The 15,618-nt window shown below is 66.1% G+C and carries 21 protein-coding genes; 4 read left to right on the top strand and 17 right to left on the bottom strand.

Features of this window, described 5'->3' with window-relative positions; genetic code table 11:
* The first annotated feature begins 27 nt into the window (after positions 1-27).
* Genes QHF83_RS45765 through hxsC form a run of 4 tightly spaced genes read left to right on the top strand, consistent with a single transcriptional unit; the run spans position 28 to position 3,510 of the window.
* The gene (locus tag QHF83_RS45765) at positions 28-543 is read left to right on the top strand and encodes a PEGA domain-containing protein (protein WP_282424441.1); all 516 of its coding nucleotides are present in this window, start codon (positions 28-30) and stop codon (positions 541-543) included.
* A gap of 4 nt (positions 544-547) precedes the next feature.
* Positions 548-898 (top strand): His-Xaa-Ser system protein HxsD, encoded by a 351-nt coding sequence (hxsD, locus tag QHF83_RS45760; RefSeq protein WP_282424440.1) that lies wholly within the window; start codon positions 548-550, stop codon positions 896-898.
* A 1-nt stretch (position 899) separates the two neighbouring features.
* Positions 900-2,351 carry a His-Xaa-Ser system radical SAM maturase HxsB gene (hxsB, locus tag QHF83_RS45755; protein WP_282424439.1) on the top strand — a complete coding sequence of 484 codons (1,452 nt, stop codon included), beginning with the start codon at positions 900-902 and terminating at the stop codon, positions 2,349-2,351.
* A gap of 4 nt (positions 2,352-2,355) precedes the next feature.
* A complete protein-coding gene (gene hxsC, locus QHF83_RS45750) occupies positions 2,356-3,510 on the top strand; it encodes a His-Xaa-Ser system radical SAM maturase HxsC (protein ID WP_282424438.1) in 1,155 nt (384 codons plus the stop codon).
* A gap of 166 nt (positions 3,511-3,676) precedes the next feature.
* Here hxsC and QHF83_RS45745 read toward each other — a convergent pair whose 3' ends face one another.
* From QHF83_RS45745 to QHF83_RS45665, 17 genes are all read right to left on the bottom strand, one after another.
* Positions 3,677-4,453 carry a PD-(D/E)XK nuclease family protein gene (locus QHF83_RS45745; protein WP_282424437.1) on the bottom strand — a complete coding sequence of 259 codons (777 nt, stop codon included), beginning with the start codon at positions 4,451-4,453 and terminating at the stop codon, positions 3,677-3,679.
* 55 nt (positions 4,454-4,508) lie between these two features.
* Complete coding sequence (locus QHF83_RS45740) at positions 4,509-4,652, bottom strand: hypothetical protein (RefSeq protein ID WP_282424436.1); 144 nt, start codon at positions 4,650-4,652, stop codon at positions 4,509-4,511.
* Between the two features lie 11 nt (positions 4,653-4,663).
* Positions 4,664-5,707 (bottom strand): DNA sulfur modification protein DndB, encoded by a 1,044-nt coding sequence (locus QHF83_RS45735; protein ID WP_282424435.1) that lies wholly within the window; start codon positions 5,705-5,707, stop codon positions 4,664-4,666.
* Entirely contained in the window at positions 5,704-6,189 is a 486-nt protein-coding gene (locus QHF83_RS45730; RefSeq protein WP_282424434.1) for a DUF6884 domain-containing protein, read from the bottom strand. Before QHF83_RS45730 ends, QHF83_RS45735 begins: the two co-directional genes overlap by 4 nt.
* 128 nt (positions 6,190-6,317) lie before the next feature.
* Entirely contained in the window at positions 6,318-7,313 is a 996-nt protein-coding gene (gene recA / locus QHF83_RS45725) for a recombinase RecA (RefSeq protein WP_282424433.1), read from the bottom strand.
* Positions 7,314-7,447: 134 nt separating this feature from the next.
* Positions 7,448-7,771, bottom strand: a complete 324-nt coding sequence (locus QHF83_RS45720; protein WP_282424432.1) for a hypothetical protein — start codon at positions 7,769-7,771, stop codon at positions 7,448-7,450.
* Positions 7,771-9,309 carry a YifB family Mg chelatase-like AAA ATPase gene (locus QHF83_RS45715; protein ID WP_282424431.1) on the bottom strand — a complete coding sequence of 513 codons (1,539 nt, stop codon included), beginning with the start codon at positions 9,307-9,309 and terminating at the stop codon, positions 7,771-7,773. The genes QHF83_RS45720 and QHF83_RS45715 overlap by 1 nt, the downstream gene beginning before the upstream one ends.
* A 76-nt stretch (positions 9,310-9,385) precedes the next feature.
* Positions 9,386-9,724 (bottom strand): hypothetical protein, encoded by a 339-nt coding sequence (locus QHF83_RS45710; RefSeq protein ID WP_282424430.1) that lies wholly within the window; start codon positions 9,722-9,724, stop codon positions 9,386-9,388.
* A gap of 72 nt (positions 9,725-9,796) precedes the next feature.
* Positions 9,797-10,198, bottom strand: coding sequence for a DUF6573 family protein (locus tag QHF83_RS45705; RefSeq protein WP_282424429.1), 402 nt, complete (start codon positions 10,196-10,198; stop codon positions 9,797-9,799).
* A complete protein-coding gene (locus QHF83_RS45700) occupies positions 10,195-11,364 on the bottom strand; it encodes a VWA domain-containing protein (protein WP_282424428.1) in 1,170 nt (389 codons plus the stop codon). Before QHF83_RS45700 ends, QHF83_RS45705 begins: the two co-directional genes overlap by 4 nt.
* 3 nt (positions 11,365-11,367) lie before the next feature.
* Positions 11,368-12,513: an AAA family ATPase gene (locus QHF83_RS45695; protein WP_282424427.1), complete on the bottom strand. Its 1,146-nt coding sequence runs from the start codon at positions 12,511-12,513 to the stop codon at positions 11,368-11,370.
* Positions 12,514-12,595: 82 nt separating this feature from the next.
* On the bottom strand, positions 12,596-13,537 hold the full coding sequence (locus QHF83_RS45690; RefSeq protein ID WP_282424426.1) for a hypothetical protein: 942 nt from the start codon (positions 13,535-13,537) through the stop codon (positions 12,596-12,598).
* Positions 13,538-13,636: 99 nt separating this feature from the next.
* Complete coding sequence (locus QHF83_RS45685) at positions 13,637-14,314, bottom strand: hypothetical protein (RefSeq protein WP_282424425.1); 678 nt, start codon at positions 14,312-14,314, stop codon at positions 13,637-13,639.
* On the bottom strand, positions 14,301-14,588 hold the full coding sequence (locus tag QHF83_RS45680; protein WP_282424424.1) for a hypothetical protein: 288 nt from the start codon (positions 14,586-14,588) through the stop codon (positions 14,301-14,303). The genes QHF83_RS45685 and QHF83_RS45680 overlap by 14 nt, the downstream gene beginning before the upstream one ends.
* Before the next feature lie 89 nt (positions 14,589-14,677).
* A complete protein-coding gene (locus QHF83_RS45675) occupies positions 14,678-14,881 on the bottom strand; it encodes a hypothetical protein (protein ID WP_282424423.1) in 204 nt (67 codons plus the stop codon).
* Positions 14,882-15,024: 143 nt separating this feature from the next.
* The gene (locus tag QHF83_RS45670; protein ID WP_282424422.1) at positions 15,025-15,330 is read right to left on the bottom strand and encodes a hypothetical protein; all 306 of its coding nucleotides are present in this window, start codon (positions 15,328-15,330) and stop codon (positions 15,025-15,027) included.
* Positions 15,331-15,369: 39 nt separating this feature from the next.
* Positions 15,370-15,618, bottom strand: a 249-nt coding sequence (locus tag QHF83_RS45665; protein ID WP_282424421.1) for a hypothetical protein, incomplete at its 5' end; no start/stop codon positions are given.

Raw genomic sequence — 15,618 nt, 5'->3', positions numbered from 1 at the left:
CACGGAGGATCCGGACGAGAATGCGACGTGGGCAATCCGCGTCCTCCTCTCGTCGCGCTGGGAACAGCCATCATGGCCGTCGTGCAGGGAGCGTTGCCTTCCGACGCGCTCGTCCCGAGCGCGCTCGCCCAGTCCCCACGGAAGCCCGACGACGACGGCGAGGACGACTCACTGCTGCTCACGGCCCCGAGCATCGAGCAGCCGATGTACCTCGCGCACCGGTCGCACAGCTCACATCGCTCGCACTCGTCGCACCGCAGCCACTACTCCGGGGGCTATGCCTCGGGCTCCCGAGGTTACGACAGCGAAGAAGCGCCGGCCCCGCCGCCTCCTCCCCCCAAGCCAGCCACGGTGTCGCTCGTGGCCTATCCCGGGGGCCGGATCTTCGTGGACGGGAAGCTCGTGGGAACCGACTCCACGGCGACGCTGACGCTCACGCCCGGACGACACGAGGTCCGCGTGGAGAACAAGTTCGTCGGCGACACGAACACGAGCATCGACGTGTCCGAGGGGCAGACCGGCATGATCGTGGTCCAGTGGTAGGCGGATGAGGGCCGAAGATCCCGGCGCGGACGCTCCCTTCGTGTTTCGGGACGGATGCATCGGCGTCACCGTCGATGTCCGCGCCTACCGCCTCTCGGCCGTACAGAAGACCGCCTACAGGCTGGCCGCGAAGTGCACCGCCATCATCGGCGAGGTCCGAGAGCACTCGCTCGTCGTGACGCTCACCTTCTCGCCCACGACCGGCGAGCGCGAGGCCCTCGAGACGGCGAGGCTCTTCTTCCAGGAGCTCCTTGACCAGGAGCTCCGTGAGAAAGTTGGAGAACAAACAGCCTCGCTCCGCGCACTGATCCTCGCCCACGCCTTCTCGCGCACGAGCCTCCCTCCCCGCGGGTGACATGGCGCGGGCGGTCTTCCATCCGAGGAGTGCCTACGCGCCGTCGGCGGGATATCGCCTGCTGCCCCTGCGCTTCGGTCGCCTCGACGAGCATGCGTACATCGTGACGAACGACGTCGGCGAGTACGTCCGCCTCGCGCGTGACGAGCTCGTCGCGTTCCTCGAGCGGAGGCTCGATTCGGACACGAGCGTCTACAAGGCGCTGAAGTCGCGCCATTTCCTGTACGAAAACGACTCGTCTGTCGCCTTCGATTTGCTGGCGTTGAAATACAGGAGCCGAGCAGAGCGCGTTGCCGCGTTCACGGGGCTACACATCTTCGTCGTTACGTTGCGGTGTGATCACTCCTGTCAGTATTGCCAGGTCTCTAGGCAATCGGAGGACAGTACCGCGTTCGACATGACGGTCGAGCACGCCGACAAGGCGCTCGATCTCGTGTTCAGAAGCCCGAACGAGCACATCAAGATCGAGCTTCAGGGAGGCGAGCCGCTCCTCAACTTCCCGCTCGTCTGCCACATCGTGGAGCGCGCGCGGAAGCTCAACGAGGACCACCGGCGCGATCTACAGTTTGTCATTACCTCCAATCTTTCGCGTCTGTCCGACGACGTCTTGTCGTTCTGCAAGGAGCACGGCGTGTACCTGTCGACCTCGCTGGACGGTCCCGCCGATCTCCACGACGGCCAGCGGCCGACGCGCGGCGGTGGCAGTCACCGGAAAACGGTCGAGGGGATTCACAGGGTCCGCGAGGTGCTCGGTCTGGACCGGATATCGGCGCTCATGACGACCACGCCGAGGAGCTTGTCGCGCGTCGACGAGATCATCGACGAGTACGTGCGCCTCGGGTTCCACGGCATCTTCCTGCGGAGCCTCAGCCCGTACGGATTCGCGGCGCGGAGCCTGGTCAAACGGTACGGCGTCGAAGACTGGCTCGACTTTTACAAGCGCGGGCTCTCGCACATCCTCCGGATCAATGCCGGAGGCTACTTCCTGCGCGAGGAGTTCACGACCATCCTGCTCCAGAAGATGTTCTCGCCCCTCGGCTCGGGATACGTCGATCTCCAATCCCCCGCAGGAGTCGGGATCGGGGCGCTCGTCTACAATTACGACGGTGCGGTGTATGCATCGGATGAGGGCCGCATGCTGGCCGAGATGGGGGACCAGACCTTCCGATTGGGGCACCTGGACGAGCACAGCTACGAGGAGCTCTTGACGTCCGAAGCGCTCCTCGCACCGCTCGGCGAGACCATCCTCGAGGGCATGCCCATGTGCGCCGACTGTCCCTTCCTGCCTTATTGCGGCGCCGATCCCGTGTTTCACAGGGCCACGCAGGGCGACGCCGTCGGGCACAAGGCGTTCAGCGCATTTTGCACGAAGCAGATGGGCGTCCTGCGGCACGTGATCGGGCTCCTCGAGACCGACGCCGAGGCGCGGGACATCCTTCTCCGGTGGGTATGAGTCCATGCTGGTGAAGCTCTCGGCGCGTGGTCTGCGGGCGCTCTCCGAAACCTCGCGCGCGCCGTTCGTCGCGCGAATCACGGAGACTCCGGCGCTTCCGGAGGCGGCTCGATCGAAGCTGCTGCTGCTGCTGTCCGGGGAGGCGTCCGATTTTCCACCAGGGTTCCGAGGATACCTCCTCCGCCAGGCGGCACGCCCCTTGGCCCCAAAGGACACGTATCTCCTCGGCGCGGATCACACTTACCTGCGCGACGGGGACGTCGTACGGATCGACCCCGTGCGGGGCACGGTCTCGGCGCTCTACCGCGCGAATTCACGGTCGAACACGTTCCTCGTGACCGAGCGCTGCGACAACTTCTGCGTGATGTGTTCTCAGCCGCCGAAGGACCACGACGACGGCTGGCTCGTGGACGATATCGAGCGGGCCATCCCCTTGATTTCGCCGGATGCCACGGAGATCGGTATCACGGGGGGCGAGCCTGCTCTCCTGGGCGAGCGTCTCGTGCGGCTCCTCGTGCTGCTCCGAGAGCACCTCCCCCGCACGGGCGTACATGTCCTCTCGAATGGTCGACGGTTCTCCGACGCCGGTTTCGCGCGCGCCGTCGGCGACGTGAGGCATCCGGATCTGATGATCGGTATCCCGCTTTACTCGGATTTGGCCGAGGAGCACGACTATGTCGTCCAGGCCAAAGGTGCCTTCGACGAGACGGTGCGAGGAATCCTGAACCTGAAGCGGCGGCGGGTCCGCGTCGAGCTTCGGTTCGTGATCCATCGGGAGACGGTCGAGAGGATGCCGGAGTTCGCGCGCTTCGTCGCGAAGAACTTAACCTTTTTGGATCACGTCGCGCTCATGGGCCTCGAGCACGTGGGGTTCGCGAGGACCAATCTCGAGGCGTTGTGGATCGATCCGGTCGACTACCAGAGGCCACTACGAGAAGCTGTCTTGACCTTGGACCGTGCGGGGATGGCGACTTCGATCTATAACCATCAGCTCTGCGTCCTCGATCCGACGTTGCATCGGTTTGCACGGAAGAGCATTTCGGATTGGAAGAATGTGTACGTCGAGGTATGCCAGACGTGTCGACGGAAGGAGGAGTGCGGTGGGTTCTTCACATCCTCGGCGGTGAAGCGTAGTAGGGGGATCTCTCCGTATGGCTGATACCCTCCGGATGCGGGCGGCAGATCTCGAGACACTGGAGGCGGTACCGTCATTGATAGTCGACCACATAGTACTGCATCCGGGCGAAGAGACCGACTGGAATTAACGGAAAGAGTGGTGGGCTCGACTTCACCCACCACGCTTCCTGGTGCATACTTCGCGCGCTCTACCGGCACTTCCAAGCAAACGGGCACGACACGCATTGCGAGCCCCGGACTGGATGGTCCACGCCCGCCTTGATGCCTCGAAGCGCCGACGCCGCCGTCGCAGCAAGGTCCCGTTCATCCCCTTTCCCGCGCGAGAGTTGCTCGATCTGGATGTCGGGCTTCTTCGTCTTCGTAGCGACGATGAGGACAACCTGGACCTTCCCGAACACCTTCCGCGCCGCCATCGCGTAGGCCGTCGGCTGAAGGTCGTACTGGAGCATCGGGGCACTCCACTTCCTCGCGGCCGTCTTGAACTCCCAGACGGCCTTTCTGCCGCTGGTGGAGACCACGGCGTCAATCGCGCCGACGAGGGGCACCGGCAGCATCTCTCCCGTGCTGGGATCCGCGAGCTCGAGTAGGAAGTCGACTTCCACCCCGAGTACCCTCTTCGGCCGCGGCACGCGCTCCACGAACACGCCGATCATGCGCACGCCGAGGTCGTTCATCTGCCCGAGGTCTTCATCCTCATTGAACAATACCGGCGGGGCACTTGCCTTCACCGCAGCTTCGAGCCCTCCGCGGAAGAGTTCGCGCATCTCCTCGGGCCCAGCGCCCAGCAGGTACTTGTCCACCGTCTCGTGCCAGATGGCCCCGAAGACCATAGCAATCGGCCGGAATGACGGCTGGACACGGTCAATGTACTTCAACCTGTACTGCCGCGGGCAGTGCAGGAACATCCGGAGCTGGGCGATGCTCGTATGCGGTTGTCGCCTCAGCTCGGCGAGCGATGCTTTCATTGACACCCCAAGAATGAAAAGCGGCGCAGCCCCCCGAGCTGCGCCGTCGTCCCGGTCAGGCGGTCGCCGCCGCCCCGTCCACCTGCGCGTCCTCGCCGACCAGCGCCGGCTCGTACCGCCGCTCTTCGATGGAGAGCTCGAGCCCGAGATGATGCTTGATCAGGTTCGCCGTCAGGATCACGCTCGCCGCGTTCTTCATGACCCTGCCGTTTACAACCGTGCCCCCTCCCACCGCGGGCTCGCACGGGACCAGTCCAGCGTCCCGAGCCCCGTCAGCACGCTCTTCCAGTCCTCGCGCCGCTCCCGGAGCACGGCGTTGCCGACGCGGCCGAGGGCCTCGAGCACGACCGTGTGCGCGTGCACGCACCGATCTCGCAGCACCTGCGCCTTGATCTTACCGAGGCCGACCTCGTGCCAATCCGGCATCACGCGTGTGAGCTCGGTCCAGAACTCGACGGCGATCTGCCTCGCGGTTTCGAAACTCCCGCTGAACCCCGCGAGCAGCGCCTTCGTCGCCGCATGGATGCTGGCCAGCGCGAAGAGCTTGTTCGAGCCGCCCGAGACCGAGGTCTTCTCCCCGTCGGTGAGCTGGTTGAAGAGGAAGACGTCGCGAACGACGGCGCGCGTGAGCTTCGCCAGCTCGTCGCGGTGGTCGTACAAGAGCCCGAGCGAGTTGTTCGGCCGCACCGCGAAGCGGTTCAAGTCCGCGAACCGCTGCTGCGCCTTCTCGAGCCCCGCGTCGACGAACAGCGTCACGAAGAGGCTCTCATCGCCGAGCGATCCCCGCCGCTTCCTCACATACTCCTGCGACAGCGCCATCGCGACCGCCGCCCGCCGATGCTGCCCATCGAGGACCGCGACCGTCATGTCCCGCGGGATGTAGAGCGTGCCCATGTGGCTCTTCTCGTGCGCCGGCTCGAAGCGGGGCAGACCGTCGATCGCACCGACGAGGGCCGGCAACGTGTAGCTCGTCGGGTTGTTCGTGATGTAGTCCGCGATTTTCGGAACACGGACCTTGCTCAGCACCCGCTGCGCCCGGAGCTCGGGCGGCAGCTTGCCATCCACGGGGGCAAAGAGCTTCGCCACGTCCCGGAGGTGCACCATGACCGAGTAGTACTCGCCGCCGGCCTGGACACCGCGGATGGCCGGAAAGGCCCACTCGGACGCGGGGTTCTTCGCCTCGGTCTCGTGGCTCCTCTCCTTCGTCGGACCGGTCTGGGTGCCGCTCTTCTGGTCGAGTTTCTTCTTCGTCATTGATTACTCCACTGACAGGAGCTCGATTTCACAACTGGCGTATTCGCCTTCATCCACGCGACCCGCGCGCCACATCCACGAATCTTCCGCAACGGTTCTTCCGGCCGAGGGAGGTTGTGCCAATGCGCCCCGTGTACGAGCGCGTCGGCATAAACTTTTCCGGCTAGAATCACGAGCTGTGGAGGAGGGTTGAACATCGGCGAAATCTCGCCGATCGTTCGCGCTCCCCAGTCCTCCCGATCGTTCTTCCGGAACTTGCGGAGGCTCCGGTCATACGGGTGCAGCACGGTCTTCGGGGCGACCGCGCCGTAGAAGGCGGAGACGATGACCATCACGTCGCATGTCTTCTCGGCGTACGCGTAGGCGGCGCGAAAGAGCGCCGACGTATAGAAGTCCTTTGCAGGAGCCGGTTTCTTGTTCTTCAGAGCCGAACAGCCCACGAGAGCGACCCGCTTGGCCCCCGGCTGCTTCTCCGTGAACATGAACCCTCCGAGAGGGCTGTGCGCGCGTCAGAAGTCCTGCGAGTTGCCTCGGTGACTCTGACGGCGCGCTGATCTCTACTTCTTCTTGCCCGCGTGATGACGCACAGGCGCCCGCACAGGCCCCTCAACTACTCCGCGGCCGATCGCTGCGCGAGGGAGTGTTCGATGGCACTCCGGATCGCTGCTCCCAGCGGCCCCTTGATCGCCTCGCGCACCTTCTCCCGGCCCTGGCCGAGCGTATCCCCGCGGAAAGACAAGGACGCGCCGGTCTTCTCGACGATGCCGTGGGCGACGGCGAAGTCGAGCAGGTCCCCGGCTGCGTCGATCCCCGTTCCCCAGCGGATGTCGAACTCCGCCTCCCGGAAGGGCGGCGCGCACTTGTTCTTCACCACCTTCACGCGGGTCTTCGAGCCCAGCACCTCCTCGCCGACCTTGAGCGCCCCGATGCGACGCACGTCGAGGCGCACGCTCGCGTAGAACTTGAGCGCATTGCCGCCCGTCGTCGTCTCGGGGCTGCCGAAGACGACGCCGATCTTGTGCCGGAGCTGGTTGATGAAGATGAGCAGCGTCTCGGTCCGGTACGCGATCGCCGTGAGCTTGCGCAGCGCCTGGCTCATCAGCCGCGCCTGGAGGCCCATGTGCGCGTCGCCCATGTCGCCCTCGATCTCGGCCTTCGGTGTCAAAGCCGCGACCGAGTCGATGACGATGATGTCGACCGCGCCGGAGCGGGTCAGCGTCTCGACGATCTCGAGGGCCTGCTCGCCGTTGTCGGGCTGCGAGACGAGCAAGCGGTTGACGTCGACACCGATATTGCGCGCGTAGTTCGGATCGAACGCGTGCTCGGCGTCGATGAACGCCGCGATGCCCTTCGCCTTCTGCGCCTCGTAAAGCGCGTGCAGGGTGAGCGTGGTCTTGCCCGACGACTCGGGCCCGTAGATCTCCACGATCCTGCCGCGCGGATATCCTCCGATCCCGAGGGCGGCATCGAGCGCGAGCGAGCCCGTGGGCAAGACCCGCACGCCGCGATCCGGATTGTCATCCCCGAGGCTCATGATCGCCCCCTTGCCGTACTGTTTCTCGATGGCCTGCAGGGCGCCGCGGAGAGCGCCGTTGTTCTGCTGCATGGTCGTTGGTCCACAAAAGAAGAGCGCACCTCCCCGAGAAGGTGCGCCTGTCGAAGCTCCCAGGAGCCGCCATTCGCGGCACATCTGGGCTCGGGTGCTTATTCGTGCGATGCCCGGAGGCAGCGCCGTGGTTGTTATTCCTGCTTTTGCCTGCGGCTCGCGTGCGTGGTCAGCCGTTCGAGGAGCGCGAGCGCCTCGGGAATGCGATGATCGCGACGGAGGTCGTCCAGCAGGTCGTTCATGAGGTCGAGGAGCTCGGGAGCCGCCGCGATGAGCGCGGCATCCGCCTCAATGACCTCCGCGACGAACAGTCCGTTCTGATCACGAATGATGGCCCTGCCTTCCGAGCACGAGGCGATGTGCCAACGATCCTCCGAGGGGATGGTCGGCCTCGCCTTCATGCCCGGTTCGGTTGGAGGTCCCTCGTCGGCCTCCTCCGGCTCTTGGGTGTCGGTCATCAGCCACGCCCGAAGACAGGAGCGAGGAGCACGGCCTCGGCCACGTGCGGCGTGCGGATGACCTCGCTCCCGTCGAGGTCAGCGATCGTTCGGGCCACACGGAGCACCTTGGTCCGGAGGCTGGCCGACAGCCCGAGACGCTCGACGGCCTGCTCCAGGGTCCGCTTGCCCTGCGCATCCGGCACGGCGATGCGCTCGAGGTCGCGGTCGTTCAACGCGGTGTTGAGCGATGCGGCGACCTTCTGCCGCGCGGCGCGCGCATGCTGGATCGTTCGTGCTGCAACGACCCGGTTCCGCACCGTCTCGCTGTTCTCGCCCTTCGCCTTGCCCCCGAGCTGCGCGACGTCGACAGGCGGCACCACGATCTGCATGTCGACTCGCTCGAACAGGGGCCCACGCACACGCTCCCGATGACGCCGGATTTGCTCGACAGAACATGTGCACCGCCGTTTCGCGTCCCCGTAGAACCCACAAGGGCACGCGTGCGTTGCCAGAACCAGGAGAGGACGCGCTGGAAAGACCGTGCGGTTCTGCCCCCGGATGATGACCGCTTCTCCCTGGGCGAGCGTAGTCTCCAGCAGGGCGAGCGAGCTCCGACGAAACTCCGGCAGTTCGTCGAGGAACAAGACGCCGCCGTGGGCGAGGGACACCTCCCCGGGACGCACGGGCTCTCCTCCTCCGACAAGTCCTGCCGGAGTCACCGTATGATGCGGCGCGCGGAACGGCCGGTTCGTAGCGAGCCCCTGCTCCGAATTGAGCAATCCGGCGACGGAGTGGATGCTCGTAACTTCGAGCGCCTCGTCCACGGACATCGGGGGCAGTATCGTGGGGATGCGGCGCGAGGCCATCGTGATCCCAGCACCGGGCGGGCCGACGAGGAGAATCGAATGCTGGCCCGCCGCCGCGATCTCGATCGCTCGCCGCGTGGAGGCCATCCCGCGCATGTCCGCGAGATCGAGCGCCGCAGGCTGCTTCGGTCGGAAGGGCAGGCTCGCGCCCTCGAGCTCGCAGGCGCCACGTAGGTAGTCCTGCACGGCATCCAACTTACCCGCCACGCGCACGTCGAGCTCCAGCGCGCTCGCGGCCTCCGCGAGGTTGGCACGGGGCACGATCGCATGCTGGATCCCCTTGCTCGCCGCACCCCGCAGCGCCGGCAGCACCCCACGAACGGGCCGCACTCCCCCCGAGAGGGACAGCTCGCCGAGCACGACGGTGCCGGGCAGCGTCATCTTCTCGAAGGCAAGAATCACGGCCGTCGCGATGGCCAGGTCGAAGAACCCATCATTCCGAAGATCTGCGGGGGAGATCTTGACCGTGATGTTGTGGCCATCGAGGCGCACGCCGACCTGCGCGAGCGCGGAGCGGACGCGCACCTTCGTCTCGCGCAGGCTGATCTCCGCGAGACCGACGAGCTGAAACACGCTCGCGCCCGTCTCGATCGTGACGACGATGCTCACGAGCGACGCGACGAGACCCGTGAGCGAGATGGAAAGCACCTCGCTCCGGAGGCACTTCTCCGATTGGGGATGCTTCCCCATATCGACTCCCTTCGGCTGATTGATTGTGAAAAGGAAGAAGCGGGCCCGGAGGCAGATGCCCCCGGGCCCATTTCGATCAGAAGACGCCCGACTCCGGCCCCGTCCCCGGGTTCACCGGCTCGGCGCCCTCGGGCGGCTCCTGCCCGCCGAGCTTGCCCTTCTCGATGGCGCTTCGCAGCGCGACGGCCACGTTCGGCATGATGAGCTCGACCTCCTCGGCGAAGAACTCCGTCTCGGCCCGCGTCAGGCGCACGCCGCGCCACTCCTTCCGCCCGCGCCGCTTGTCCGCCGGCAGCTCGTCCTCGTGGATGTAAACGTGCCCGTCACTGGCGAGCGCGAACGAGGCCATGCACTCCTCCACGCGGTCCTGCTCTTCGTTCTCCGCGTTCTTCGTGGGCGACTGCTTGGACGACATGTGTCTCCCCTGAAAAAGCGAATGCGGCGCACGGAAGAACCGCACGCCGCATTCCTGTTCTTGGTTTGTCGCTCAATCCTCTTCGGGCAAGAGGATCGTGATGACCGCCTCGCCGTCGTCGCCAGGCCCGATGATGGCCTTCAGCTCGACGAGGGACGGTTCAATCGAGTCGGTGACGACATGCAACTGGTACCGGATCTCGGCTTCATCCGGCCGTTGCAGGGCGGCACAGCGGAACATCCAGAGGATGTCCCACGTCCTGCCCGTTGTGTCGTTTCCCGCCTTCTCCGCAGCCGGGGACAGCTCGACGTACCTCTCCCAGACGGAGCGCGTCAGCGCCACCGGCGCCTTGATTCCGGCCTGCTTCGCGAGTTCGGTGACGTCGACGAGCGTGCCGTCTTCGAGCGCCTGCGCGCGGCTGTAAGCCGCAATCAGGACAAACTCTCCACCGACATCGTCATCTTCGTCGCTCACGTTGCCCCCGCGAGCAGCGTGATGCTCGAGCCCTCGGTCATCGCCTTGTCATTGAGCTCGGTGTATTGCGCGGCCCTCTTTCGCAGCGGCGAGTCCTCCGCGATGGAGCACTCGATCACCACCGTCCAGAGCCGCACGCCGATGCTCGACGCCGCGTCGACCGACTTCTTCTGCTCCTCCTCGTTCCGGTCGATGCCGTCCGTGACGAGGATGATGTCGGCGCCGTGCTGGCCCTTCTGCGCGAGCACCTTCACCTGATCCACTGCGACGCTGAGGGCCAGGCCGATTGCCGTTCCACCGCTGAGGAAGTGAAGGATCATCTTCACGACCCCGGCGCTGTCTCCGGGCTTCACGATCTGCACCACGGTGGACGTCGCGTAATGCACCACCGCCACGGGCCGATCCTCTGCGGCAGCAACGCGGGCGAGCGCCACCGCAGCGGCCTTCGCCCACTCGTTCCGGATTCCGGACATGCTGCCCGATTCATCGAGCGCGAGCACGAGCGGTCCCTTCGACTTCTTCGTCGTCCCCCGGACCGCGTACTGCGCGGCCCGGCGAGAGGCAATTCGTTCGAGGGCCACGATCTCGATCTGCGGATCGGTAAGGAGCACCGTCTCTGCCGGCAGAAGCCGGGCGACGTCATTGCCCTGCTCGACCGAGTACACCTCGCCCGAGACCCCGTGGACCTTGCTCGCGTGCGCGCCGCGAAGCGAGGCGAACATGCGACCAGCCAGCCGAGCAATGCGCTCGACCCGATCCATGTCGTCTCCCGTAGCATCCACTTGCCGAACCTGCGCCCAGGCCGACGAGCAATCCCAGCCGAAGCCATCGGAGAGGTGCTTGACCTGCTTCGCCTTCCTGTCGAACGTCGCCCACTCTTCGCGCGCAGCGCTGCGCATCTCGAAGGCCGAGGCCCCCTCGGGGACGTGCTTTCCCGCCTTCCACAAGAGCCCGAACGCGTAGGCCGCGCCGACCTCGTCGAGGGCGAGAAAGGCCATGTACTCGGCGGGAACCGTATCCCTCACGGCCTCCGCGAATGAGCGCGTCGGCGGATCCCGCCCGAGCCCCACGATTGCATTCCACAGGTCGCCGGCCTTCTCCGCGTCCTCGAAGGAAGCCTCCTTGACACAGAGATGCCGGCGCCTCGCCTGCAAGAACGTGCCCATGGCCTACGGCAGCGCGTAGCGCTTGGAGAGGTCGGCCGTGAGCGCGTCGTGGGCCTTCTTGAGCTCGTCGAGCTTCGGCTGGATGCGCGCGTGAGCGCGGCGCGACACGCCGTTCTTCAGCAGATCCTGCACACGCTTGCCCGCCTCCGTGACCTTGTCCGCGAGCTGGGGCAATGCGGACTGATACGCCGCCGGCTCCGTCGGCCGATTCGCGTATCCGCGGAGCGCCTCGTCCACGATATCGATCGCCTGCGCGACGACGGAGCGATCGACCGTCTGGAGGACCGCGACGACGCGCGCCCGCTCCTCCGGCTTGTTCCAGAGTCCGTACTTCAGGACGGAGAGGTGATCGAGCTCGACCGCGGGCGCATCGTCGAGCCACGCCGCCGCCTTGAGGACACGCGTGAGCGCGATCCAGCGCCGATCGGAGAGGACGAGGCCATCCGCCTTCAGCGCCGTACGGAGCCGAAGCAGCTCCTCGACGACACGCTGGGGCAACTCGAGGCGCATGACGTCTTTGCACGCGGCGTCCCACTCCGCGAGGGCAATCTGCGCCGCCGGCTTGTACTCGGGCGGCGTGGCCACGAGCTGCATCCACGTCGCGTCCGCCTGCACGTACTCGACGACGTCCCGCAGGAGGAAACGGTCATAGATCGCCGCGAGGATCTCCTCCTCGGGCAGCTCGTTCGACGCTCCAACGAGCAGCCGCAGGGGAATCGGCTGTCCCTTGTAGAGCCGCTCGTTCATCGCGGAGAGGAATGCATTGAGCACGCTGTCCGAGCCCTTGAAGACCTCGTCGAGGAAGGCGCACTCGACAGCCGCGAGGCGGCCATCCAGATTCCTCTCCCAGAGGTCGTTCTTGAGCGCCGAGAGCTTCACGGGGCCGAAGTACTCGTCCTCGGTCCCGAACTTCGTGACGAGCGTCTGGAACTTCCGCGCGTCCGGGAACGACGCGAGGAACCCGAAGAAGAGCGCGCTCTTCGCCGTGCCCGGAGGCCCGACGAGCAGCGCGTGGCTCTGCGCGAGCGCGGCGAGCAACATGCACTCGATCGCGTCCTCGCGCTCCCGAAAAGCCGCATTGAGCCCATCACGCACGGCGCGGAACCGCGCGCGGACGGAGCCCATGTCGATGGAACCGTTCTTTTTCATGTTGGGGAAGTCCGCGACTGGTTGAAGCCGCGGCGGCGCCCCGCCCCGGTGTCACCCGAGACGGGGCCGGTTTGGCGTGCAATCAGTCGTTCACGGCGATGGAGAACGACGGCCCGCTGCTTCCGCCGCCCGAGAGCTGGCGCTGGAAGCTGTCCTGGAGCTCCTTCACCTTGGTGGTGATCTTGTCGGAGACCCCCGCGAGCACGCCGCGGTAGAGCTCGGCCTTGGCGACGAGCTCATTGCAGAACTGCACCCGCCGCGAGAGGGCGTCCTGTCGCATGCCGTCGGTCTTGGCCTTCTCGAGATCCGTGAGAAGCTCGGCGATGTCGGACTCGAGCGCGCTCTGCGCCGCGGACTTGGCGACGGCGAGGTTGTCCGGCGCGTCGTGCATCTCGATGGTGAGGGGCTCGACGCGCAGCTCTTCGAGCGCGGGTTTGAGGCGCTTCCACGTGCCGCAGGACGGCGGCGGAAGCAGGTAGAGGCCGCCCCGGTTGCGGATGGGCACCCCCGAGAGGGCCTTCACCATGGCGACGAGGACATTCGAGATGTCCCGCGTCTCGCAATGCGTGATGAGGTGATTGGCGTGCGCGGCAATGTTCTCGGCGTGTGCGAGAGCGGCCTCGAGCCCGGCGCCTCCCTCGGGCGGCAGAGAGACGATCCGGTTGCCACCCGAATCGACGCGGCACCGCGCGCCGCAGACGACGTTGTCGCCCTTCTCGCCGTCGTTCTTGTTCTGGAGGTACACCCCGAACGACGCGGGCGTGTCGACATTCGGGCGGGAGAACGGCCGGACGAGGATGTTCGCCGGCCGCTTGACCTCGCCGGCGGCGCGGGAGAGCGCCGTGGCGGGATCCATGTCCACGATGAGATGCTCGAACTTCTCGGCCGCGAGGAGCTTTCGAGCGTCCTCGCGGGAAACATTGATGCGCTCCGTGTTCCATCCGACGATGTCGCCGATATGGCGACCTCCGGCGGCGACACGGCGCTGGGACCGGGAAAGGGTCGAAGCAGCGCTGCTGGTCATGGGGTGTCCAGAGAGAGGACGCAATGCTTTTCAAGCATGCCGTCCGAATAGAGGGCACCGCAGACGTGGTTCGTCGCGGCGATACGTTGTCGTCAGGCGCTACGCGAAGAGCGTCATGTTCACGACTTCATCGCCTAGCGAGACCGGACGCCGCGGTGGCCGCTGCGCCCGGTGCACGCTCGGCCGCTGTACGGGCGGCGTGAGATACACGTGCAGTCCGAACCCCATGTCGCGCGCGGGCACGTGCTGCGAAAGGAAGTTCAGGCCGCCTCGCCCGTTCTTCCAGCGGAAGTGGAGCCCCTCGACATCCACCCAGACGACGAGGTCGTCGTGCCGGGAGAGCGCCTCGCCCGCGCTCCACAGCGTATGGCGCAGAATGCGGATCTCGAACGCACGTCCGCCGTGAAACGCAATGAACTTGTGCCCCACATCCGCGAGGATGGCACCGAAAAGAATGCTCGGGTCGAGATGCACCCGCCCCTCGTGCCACACGGCGGTGCGAGCGAGATGCTCGGCGGCAGAGCCGGCGATCTGGGCTGCCCGCTCCGCGCGCCTCGCTTCCTGCGCTTCTGTTCGCCTGTGAAGCAGGGCCTCGAGCTTCGGCCCCACTTCACGGTCGGGTTTGCCGATGAGCTGTTCGAGAGCCTCGCGCTCGACCCCGAGGAGAACGGCCACGTGCTCGGACGCCTCCTCGAGATATCGGCTGAGGCTCTTCGTATTGGGCTCCGCGATCCGAAGCGCGCACCGCAGCTCTTCGAGGCTGCTACGCCGCGGCATGCAGCGGCTCGTGCGGCTCCGGCAGCACGGGCTCGGGCCGATCGAAGTCCGGCGACGGCCCCGGCGCCTGGTCGGGGGCACGCTTCGACTGCGTGGCGAGGCTCTTGAAAAGCTCCATGTCGGGCGTGTTGTTTTTCGCCGCCCGAGCGATTCGCCGGGCGACGGTGTACGGGTTCATGGAACGCGGCACGCGCAGCTCCGTGATGCCGAGCGAGAGGAACATGCGCCGCTCGGCGAGGGTAGAGTAACGAAGCATGCGGCCATTGACGCGCATGGGAATCTCCTTTCCGGAAACAGAAGGGCGCCCCGGGGCACGTCACTACGTGCCAGCGGGACGCCCTGGTCGACGGACGATGAACGCTTTCAACGATCCCACAACCTGCTGGGCCTCCAGGCCGGCGGCGACTCCTCCTCGTCCTCGTCGAAGAGGTGCCGCTGGTGGGGAGGCGGGTACTGGTTGGGGTATTGGGGCGGACCGTATCGAGGCGCCGACCGCGTCGGCGCATGCCGGAATGCCAGCATGGCCACGGGACGGTTTCGCTCGACGAACACGACACCGGTGAACATGGCCCCGTCCTCGCTGACGAGCTCGACGCCCGGCGGCGGACGTGCCGCCTCCCGGAGCCATTCGAGCGTCTCATCGGCGACAGGGGCGATGTCCTTGAGGCGGCGCCGCAGCTCGTCGAATAGCGCCTCGCCGAGGATGTCGGCTACGAGTTGGAGGGCCAGATGGCCTCGGTGACGACCGCGAGCACGACGCCGGCCACGAGCGCGGCAGCGCCCTTTTTTGTCGAGTCATTGGCCATGACGCGCTTGAGGAAAGGCGTCGAGAGGTCCTGGGCGGGCTGGGCGTTGTTGTTCTGGGCGTTGTTGGCCAATTCGGTTTTCCTTCCGGTAATGATGGGGATGACCTGGGCGACCATCGTGAGGACGGCGGCCCCGATACGCATCGCCTTGCTGACCAGCTCGGGATCGCGAAGGCGGCTCAAGAACCGCGACATCATGATGACCTCCATGGTTGGTTCCCCCCGGATTGTTATACCGGGTCCCGTCGGTTATTTCCGCGCAGAGTCGGTTGCCCACTGGTTCGCCACGAACGAGCTGAAACGGCCCGACGCTGTGACGATCACGTGGTCGACGAACAGGAGGCCGACTTGGTCTCCAGCTTCCTTGACGCGCGTATCCGTTCGCCCACCCGCATCATGGCGCGCATCGAGGCAGCTGCGTAACCTTCCGCCGCGATGCCGCAGCGTGACGAGTTCGTCGTGGAAGAACCCCTGGGAGACGCAGCTCGCCCGAAGCTC

The organism is Polyangium sp. 15x6 (genome assembly GCF_029960785.1).
In the GTDB taxonomy this organism is placed as follows: Bacteria; Myxococcota_A; Polyangia; order Polyangiales; family Polyangiaceae; genus Polyangium.
The sequence above is the reverse complement of the archived record's forward strand: the minus strand, read 5'-3'. Positions and strand labels throughout refer to the sequence as shown.

Coding starts and splice junctions, on each gene's coding strand:
- QHF83_RS45710 (WP_282424430.1), bottom strand. CDS start 9,724: ATGTCGTCCAAGCAGTCGCCCACGAAGAACGCGGAGAACGAAGAGCAG.
- hxsC (WP_282424438.1), top strand. CDS start 2,356: ATGCTGGTGAAGCTCTCGGCGCGTGGTCTGCGGGCGCTCTCCGAAACC.
- QHF83_RS45735 (WP_282424435.1), bottom strand. CDS start 5,707: ATGACGAAGAAGAAACTCGACCAGAAGAGCGGCACCCAGACCGGTCCG.
- QHF83_RS45675 (WP_282424423.1), bottom strand. CDS start 14,881: ATGTTCACCGGTGTCGTGTTCGTCGAGCGAAACCGTCCCGTGGCCATG.
- QHF83_RS45695 (WP_282424427.1), bottom strand. CDS start 12,513: ATGAAAAAGAACGGTTCCATCGACATGGGCTCCGTCCGCGCGCGGTTC.
- QHF83_RS45730 (WP_282424434.1), bottom strand. CDS start 6,189: ATGTTCACGGAGAAGCAGCCGGGGGCCAAGCGGGTCGCTCTCGTGGGC.
- QHF83_RS45715 (WP_282424431.1), bottom strand. CDS start 9,309: ATGGGGAAGCATCCCCAATCGGAGAAGTGCCTCCGGAGCGAGGTGCTT.
- QHF83_RS45700 (WP_282424428.1), bottom strand. CDS start 11,364: ATGGGCACGTTCTTGCAGGCGAGGCGCCGGCATCTCTGTGTCAAGGAG.
- hxsD (WP_282424440.1), top strand. CDS start 548: ATGAGGGCCGAAGATCCCGGCGCGGACGCTCCCTTCGTGTTTCGGGAC.
- QHF83_RS45720 (WP_282424432.1), bottom strand. CDS start 7,771: ATGACCGACACCCAAGAGCCGGAGGAGGCCGACGAGGGACCTCCAACC.
- QHF83_RS45670 (WP_282424422.1), bottom strand. CDS start 15,330: ATGGAGGTCATCATGATGTCGCGGTTCTTGAGCCGCCTTCGCGATCCC.
- QHF83_RS45745 (WP_282424437.1), bottom strand. CDS start 4,453: ATGAAAGCATCGCTCGCCGAGCTGAGGCGACAACCGCATACGAGCATC.
- QHF83_RS45690 (WP_282424426.1), bottom strand. CDS start 13,537: ATGACCAGCAGCGCTGCTTCGACCCTTTCCCGGTCCCAGCGCCGTGTC.
- recA (WP_282424433.1), bottom strand. CDS start 7,313: ATGCAGCAGAACAACGGCGCTCTCCGCGGCGCCCTGCAGGCCATCGAG.
- QHF83_RS45680 (WP_282424424.1), bottom strand. CDS start 14,588: ATGCGCGTCAATGGCCGCATGCTTCGTTACTCTACCCTCGCCGAGCGG.
- QHF83_RS45685 (WP_282424425.1), bottom strand. CDS start 14,314: ATGCCGCGGCGTAGCAGCCTCGAAGAGCTGCGGTGCGCGCTTCGGATC.
- QHF83_RS45740 (WP_282424436.1), bottom strand. CDS start 4,652: ATGAAGAACGCGGCGAGCGTGATCCTGACGGCGAACCTGATCAAGCAT.
- hxsB (WP_282424439.1), top strand. CDS start 900: ATGGCGCGGGCGGTCTTCCATCCGAGGAGTGCCTACGCGCCGTCGGCG.